Origin of the sequence: Pseudomonas sp. SWRI81 (assembly GCF_014268545.1) — a bacterium.
In the GTDB taxonomy this organism is placed as follows: Bacteria; Pseudomonadota; Gammaproteobacteria; order Pseudomonadales; family Pseudomonadaceae; genus Aquipseudomonas; species Aquipseudomonas hamedanensis.
Window position 1 is genome coordinate 338,340 of sequence record NZ_JABWQS010000001.1, and the last position, 6,549, is coordinate 344,888.

Here is a 6,549-nt window from a genome sequence, read left to right on the forward strand (position 1 = left end):
ACTGAAGCGCCGCAATCGCGAGCAGGCTCACTCCTACAGATTATTCCAGGGCCGCGAGGATTTCTTCCGGATCAAACCCGCGAATCAACGTGCCGTTCACATCGATCAGCGGAATCCCGCGCCCGCCCAATGCCTCGTACGCCTTGCGCGCCTCGGCATCTTTCTCGATATCGAACTCCTTGAACGGTATGCCCTTGCTGTCGAGAAAGCGTTTGGTCTGCTTGCAGTAGCCACACCAGTCGGTGGCGTAGAGCACGACACTGGCCTGCGCCCGCGTTTGTTCCGAGACCATTTGCGAGGGATTGAACACCCGCTCGATCTTGCCCCAGTTCTGGTAAACCACGACCACCAGCAGAACCAGGGCAACCTTCTTCAGCACCTTGCCGAGCATCAGTTGCGCCGCTTCAACTGATCGGTCAGCGATGTCGGCAGGCCCTTGATGATCAGCGTGCCGTTTTCTTCGTCGTACTCGATCTTCGAACCCAGCAGGTGCGCTTCAAAGCTGATCGACAGGCCCTCGGCGCGGCCGGTGAAGCGGCGGAATTGATTGAGGGTGCGTTTGTCTGCCGGAATCTCTGGCGACAAGCCGTAATCCTTGTTGCGGATGTGATCGTAGAACGCCTTCGGCCGCTCTTCGTCAATCAGCTCCGACAGTTCTTCAAGGCCCATCGGTTCGCCGAGCTTGGCCTGGCTGCTGGCGTAATCGACCAGGGTCTTGGTTTTCTCGCGGGCAGATTCTTCCGGCAGGTCTTCGCTTTCGACAAAGTCGCTGAAGGCCTTGAGCAAGGTGCGGGTCTCGCCGGGGCCGTCAACGCCTTCCTGGCAGCCGATGAAGTCGCGGAAGTATTCCGAGACCTTTTTACCGTTCTTGCCTTTGATGAACGAAATGTACTGCTTGGACTGCTTGTTGTTCTGCCATTCGGAAACGTTGATCCGCGCCGCCAGGTGCAATTGGCCAAGGTCGAGATGGCGCGACGGTGTCACGTCCAGCTCTTCGGTCACCGCCACGCCTTCGCTATGGTGCAGCAGCGCGATCGCCAGGTAATCGGTCATGCCCTGCTGGTAGTGGGCGAACAGCACGTGGCCGCCGACCGACAGGTTCGATTCTTCCATCAGCTTTTGCAGATGCTCGACCGCGACTTTGCTGAAGGCGGTGAAGTCGCGACCGCCTTCCATGTATTCCTTCAGCCAGCCGCTGAACGGGAACGCGCCGGATTCCGGATGAAACAGACCCCAGGCTTTGCCCTGTTTGGCGTTATAGCTCTCGTTGAGGTCGGCGAGCATGTTTTCGATGGCTGCGGACTCGGCCAGCTCAGTGTCACGTGCGTGCAGAACTGCGGGCGTGCCGTCGGGTTTTTTGTCGATCAGGTGGACGATGCAATGACGGATCGGCATGGGCTTCTCGGCTGTTGGAAGGGAGGAGGGCGGGCTCCCCCGAAAAAGCGCTCAGTGTACCGCAACCACTGGTTTTGGCGTGGGTTGCAGGGCGAAACCGGGGCGCGGGCCCGGCCTTATGCAGTTTTTTACCGATTTAGCGCAATAAAGCTGACCAAATGGGTAGCTAGAGGCGGATATTTAACAGGCGTTGTGCTAGTTTTGCCCGGTCTTACGCGAAGTCACTGCGTTAAGCGTGCATTCAGCATTTGTCAGGTCGAACCAAACCCTGATTTCGGCATCTATAACCCGACTCGTCGTGGTTATCGCCGAGGGTGCCAGATCCAGAAGATCGGGCTCGATGGCTGACACTGCACTCTGCAATCCATATGAATTTGATAGGGAAGGAACACTACATGGCTCTTACTAAAGACCAACTGATCGCCGACATCGCTGAAGCTATCGACGCGCCGAAAACCACCGCGCGTAACGCTCTGGACCAACTGGGCCAAATCGTTGCCGATCAGCTGGAAAATGGCGGCGAAATCACCTTGCCGGGTATCGGCAAGCTGAAAGTGACCGAGCGTCCTGCCCGCACTGGCCGTAACCCTTCGACTGGCGCTGCCATCGAAATCCCTGCCAAGAAAGTGATCAAGCTGGTTGTGGCCAAAGGCCTGACCGACGCTGTGAACAAGTAAGACGCAGCGATAAAAAAAACCGTGCTTCGGAGTGATCCGGGGCACGGTTTTTTTGTGTCTGTGATTTGGCGACTGACTCGCTGGGCCAAAGTGGGAGCGGGCTTGCTCGCGAAAGCGGAGTGTCAGTCGACATGTTTATTGACTGACCCACCGTATTCGCGAGCAAGCCCGCTCCCACATTCAGTCTCGCATTCCTTCAGAAATAGCTTTGTTTAGCGCACCCAGCGCTCACGCCGCCAGATCTGCTGCTCGGATTTGGTCTGGAACGTCCACGCCACGAAGCGGCTTTGCTTCTGGCCCTGAGACATTTCCACGACCTGGCTTTCCAGCACCCCAGCCTTCTTCAGCGCGGTTTCGATAGCCGGCAGGTTTGAAGCCTTCGACACCAGCGTGCTGAACCACAACACCTTGTGCTGAAAGTTGGCGCTCTCGGCGATCAGTTGCGTCACGAAGCGCGCTTCGCCACCTTCACACCACAGCTCCGCTGACTGTCCGCCGAAGTTCAGCACCGGCAGTTTGCGTTTCGGGTCGGCCTTGCCCAATGCGCGCCATTTGCGCTCGCTGCCCTTGGTCGCTTCGTCCATTGAGGCGTGAAACGGCGGGTTGCACATGGTCAGGTCAAAGCGCTCGCCCGGCTCCAAAAGGCCGATCAGGATGTGCTTGCGATTCTCCTGCTGACGCAGCTGGATGACCTTGCTCAAATCGTTGGACTGGACAATGGCTCTGGCGGCCGCCACAGCCGTCGGATCGATTTCCGAGCCGAGGAAGTGCCAGCGGTATTCGCTGTTGCCGATCAGCGGATATACGCAGTTGGCGCCCATGCCGATGTCCAGCACGTTGACGATCGCGCCACGCGGCACCTTGCCGTCGTTCATGCTCGCCAGCAGGTCGGCGAGAAAGTGCACGTAATCGGCACGGCCCGGAACCGGAGGGCAGAGGTAATCCGCCGGGATGTCCCAATGCTGGATGCCATAGAACGCCTTCAGTAGCGCCCGGTTGAACACGCGCACCGCGTCGGGGCTGGCGAAGTCGATGCTTTCCTTGCCGTACGGGTTAGTGATCACGTACTTCGCCAGTTCTGGCGTGGTCTTGATCAGCGCCGGGAAGTCGTAACGACCCTGATGGCGATTGCGCGGGTGCAGACTGGCCTTCTCGCGCGGCTCGACGGCTTTGCTCGGGGTCGCGGCGTCAGGCTTTTTGCGCGCAGGTTTGGGGGTGCGGGGGGCGTTCATGGGCGTGGTCGATTCGGGTATGGCTGAAAGTGGCGGGTATTGTCCCACATCTAAAGGCAACACCGTTCAAACTGTAGGAGTGAGCCTGCTCGCGATAGCGGTGTGTCAGGCGAAGATATGGCAATGGATAGACCGCGATCGCGAGCAGGCTCACTCCTACAAGGGATTTGAGGTGTTGCAGAAATAAAAAAGGGAGGCCACTTGGGCCTCCCTTATTTATTGCGATCCGCCGTTACAGACTGGCAATCCGCGCATGCTGCTCGGCCAGCTTGCCCAGGGCCTGTTCAGCCTCGGCCAGTTTGGCGCGTTCCTTGTCGATGACTTCGGCCGGAGCCTTGTCGACGAATCCGGCGTTGGACAGCTTGCCGCCCACGCGCTGAACTTCGCCCTGCAAACGCAGGATTTCCTTGTCCAGACGCGCAAGTTCTGCGCCCTTGTCGATCAGACCGGCCATCGGCACCAGCACTTCCATCTCGCCGACCAGGGCGGTGGCCGACAGCGGTGCTTCTTCGCCTGCCGCCAGCACGGTGATCGATTCCAGACGCGCCAGCTTTTTCAGCAGCGCTTCGTTCTCGCTCAGGCGGCGCTGGTCTTCGGCGCTGACGTTCTTCAGGTAGATCGGCAGTGGTTTGCCCGGGCCGATGTTCATTTCGCCACGGATGTTGCGCGTGCCGAGCATCAGTTCCTTGAGCCATTCGATGTCGTTTTCCGCCGCCGGATCGATGCGCTCTTCATTAGCCACTGGCCAAGGCTGCAGCATGATCGTCTTGCCCTGAATACCGGCCAGCGGCGCAATGCGCTGCCAGATTTCTTCAGTGATGAATGGCATGAACGGGTGCGCCAGACGCAGCGCCACTTCCAGTACGCGCACCAGCGTACGGCGAGTGCCACGCTGACGCTCAACCGGTGCGTTCTCGTCCCACAACACAGGCTTGGACAGTTCGAGGTACCAGTCGCAGTACTGGTTCCAGATGAACTCGTACAACGCTTGTGCAGCGAGGTCGAAACGGAACTGGTCGAGTTGACGGGTCACTTCGGCTTCGGTGCGCTGCAGTTGCGAGATGATCCAGCGATCGGCCAGCGACAGCTCGTAGGCTTCGCCGTTCTGGCCGCAGTCTTCGCCCTTGTCCAGAACGTAACGCGCGGCGTTCCAGATCTTGTTGCAGAAGTTGCGATAGCCTTCGACGCGGCCCATATCGAACTTGATGTCACGTCCGGTCGAGGCCAGCGAGCAGAAGGTGAAGCGCAGGGCGTCGGTACCGTAGCTGGCGATGCCGTCGGCGAACTCGTCGCGGGTCTGCTTCTCGATCTTTTTCGCCAGTTTTGGCTGCATCATGCCGGAAGTGCGTTTCTGTACCAGCGCTTCCAGTTCGATGCCGTCGATGATGTCCAGCGGGTCAAGGACGTTGCCCTTGGACTTGGACATCTTCTGGCCTTGGCCATCACGCACCAGACCGTGCACATAAACCGTTTTGAACGGTACCTGCGGCGTGCCGTCTTCGTTCTTCACCAGGTGCATGGTCAGCATGATCATCCGGGCAACCCAGAAGAAAATGATGTCGAAACCGGTGACCAGCACGTCGGTGGAGTGGAATTTCTTCAGGAACTCGGTCTGCTCGGGCCAGCCCAGGGTGGAGAATGTCCACAGGCCGGAACTGAACCAGGTGTCGAGGACGTCGTTGTCCTGTTGCAGCGCCACGTCCGGACCGAGGTTGTGCTTGGCGCGCACTTCGGCTTCGTCGCGACCGACATAGACCTTGCCCGACTCGTCGTACCAGGCCGGAATCCGGTGGCCCCACCACAGCTGACGGCTGATGCACCAGTCCTGAATGTCGCGCATCCACGAGAAGTACATGTTTTCGTATTGCTTGGGCACGAACTGGATACGGCCGTCTTCAACGGCAGCAATCGCAGGCTCGGCCAACGGCTTGGTCGACACGTACCACTGGTCGGTCAGCCACGGCTCGATCACGGTGCCGGAGCGATCGCCTTTCGGCACTTTCAGGTTGTGATCGTCGACGCTGACCAGCAGGCCGGCGGCGTCGAACGCGGCGACGATCTGTTTGCGCGCTTCGAAACGCTCAAGACCGGCGTATTCGGCCGGGATCTTGCCGTCGATGCTGTCGTTCAGCGTACCGTCGAGGTTGAACACTTGTGCGGCAGGCAGCACGTTGGCGTTCTTGTCGAAGATGTTCAGCAGCGGCAGGTTGTGACGCTTGCCGACTTCGTAGTCGTTGAAGTCGTGGGCCGGGGTGATTTTCACGCAACCGGTGCCGAATTCAGGATCGCAGTAATCGTCGGCGATGATCGGAATGCGGCGGCCAACCAGCGGCAGCTCGACGAATTTGCCGATCAGGGCTTTGTAGCGCTCGTCGTTCGGGTTAACCGCGACGGCGGAATCGCCGAGCATGGTTTCCGGACGGGTGGTCGCGACGATCAGGAAATCATTGCCTTCAGCGGTTTTTGCGCCGTCGGCCAGCGGGTACTTGAGGTTCCACAGGAAACCTTTCTCGTCGTGGTTTTCCACTTCGAGGTCGGAAATCGCCGTGTGCAGCTTGGTGTCCCAGTTGACCAGGCGCTTGCCGCGATAAATCAGGCCGTCTTCGTGCAGACGCACGAATGCTTCCTTGACCGCTTCCGAGAGGCCGTCGTCCATGGTGAAGCGCTCGCGGCTCCAGTCCACGGACGAGCCGAGACGGCGAATCTGACGACTGATGTTGCCGCCGGACTGATCCTTCCACTCCCAGACTTTCTCGAGGAATTTCTCGCGACCGAGATCGTGACGATTCTGGCCCTGGGCTTCGAGTTGACGCTCCACCAGCATCTGCGTGGCGATACCGGCGTGGTCGGTGCCCGGCTGCCACAGGGTGTTGCGCCCCTGCATGCGGCGGAAACGGATCAGGGCGTCCATGATCGCGTTGTTGAAACCGTGGCCCATATGCAGGCTGCCGGTCACGTTCGGCGGCGGGATCATGATCGTGTAGGAATCGCCCGCGCCTTGCGGTGCGAAGTAGTTCTCGGACTCCCAGGTCTTGTACCAGGAAGTTTCAATGGCGTGCGGCTGGTAGGTCTTATCCATGCGCGGCGGGACCCTATTGGCATTTATTCAGGAAAAGCCGGGAAGTATAGCGGGGCATGGGGCCGAGGGCGAGCGGGGGAGGACCGTGCGGTTCAAATGTGGGAGCGGGCTTGCTCGCGAATGCGGTGTGCCAGGCGACACATCGGTGACAGACACACCGCATTCG

5 protein-coding genes are annotated in these 6,549 nt (G+C 59.5%); 1 reads left to right on the plus strand and 4 read right to left on the minus strand.

Features of this window, described 5'->3' with window-relative positions:
• Window positions 1–40: 40 nt before the first annotated feature.
• Together HU765_RS01470 and yejK are read right to left on the minus strand one after the other, a co-directional pair.
• On the minus strand, window positions 41–391 hold the full coding sequence (locus tag HU765_RS01470) for a glutaredoxin family protein (protein WP_186551289.1): 351 nt from the start codon (window positions 389–391) through the stop codon (window positions 41–43).
• The gene (gene yejK, locus HU765_RS01475) at window positions 391–1,395 is read right to left on the minus strand and encodes a nucleoid-associated protein YejK (protein WP_186618774.1); all 1,005 of its coding nucleotides are present in this window, start codon (window positions 1,393–1,395) and stop codon (window positions 391–393) included. The genes HU765_RS01470 and yejK overlap by 1 nt, the downstream gene beginning before the upstream one ends.
• Before the next feature lie 395 nt (window positions 1,396–1,790).
• Between yejK and HU765_RS01480 the strand changes: the two genes are divergently transcribed.
• The gene (locus HU765_RS01480) at window positions 1,791–2,072 is read left to right on the plus strand and encodes an HU family DNA-binding protein (RefSeq protein WP_003221909.1); all 282 of its coding nucleotides are present in this window, start codon (window positions 1,791–1,793) and stop codon (window positions 2,070–2,072) included.
• 212 nt (window positions 2,073–2,284) lie between these two features.
• Here the strand turns inward: HU765_RS01480 and rlmF are convergent, their stop codons facing one another.
• Window positions 2,285–3,304 carry a 23S rRNA (adenine(1618)-N(6))-methyltransferase RlmF gene (rlmF, locus tag HU765_RS01485; RefSeq protein ID WP_186551286.1) on the minus strand — a complete coding sequence of 340 codons (1,020 nt, stop codon included), beginning with the start codon at window positions 3,302–3,304 and terminating at the stop codon, window positions 2,285–2,287.
• A gap of 232 nt (window positions 3,305–3,536) precedes the next feature.
• Window positions 3,537–6,383, minus strand: a complete 2,847-nt coding sequence (locus HU765_RS01490) for a valine--tRNA ligase (protein WP_186618775.1) — start codon at window positions 6,381–6,383, stop codon at window positions 3,537–3,539.
• Between the last annotated feature and the right edge of the window lie 166 nt (window positions 6,384–6,549).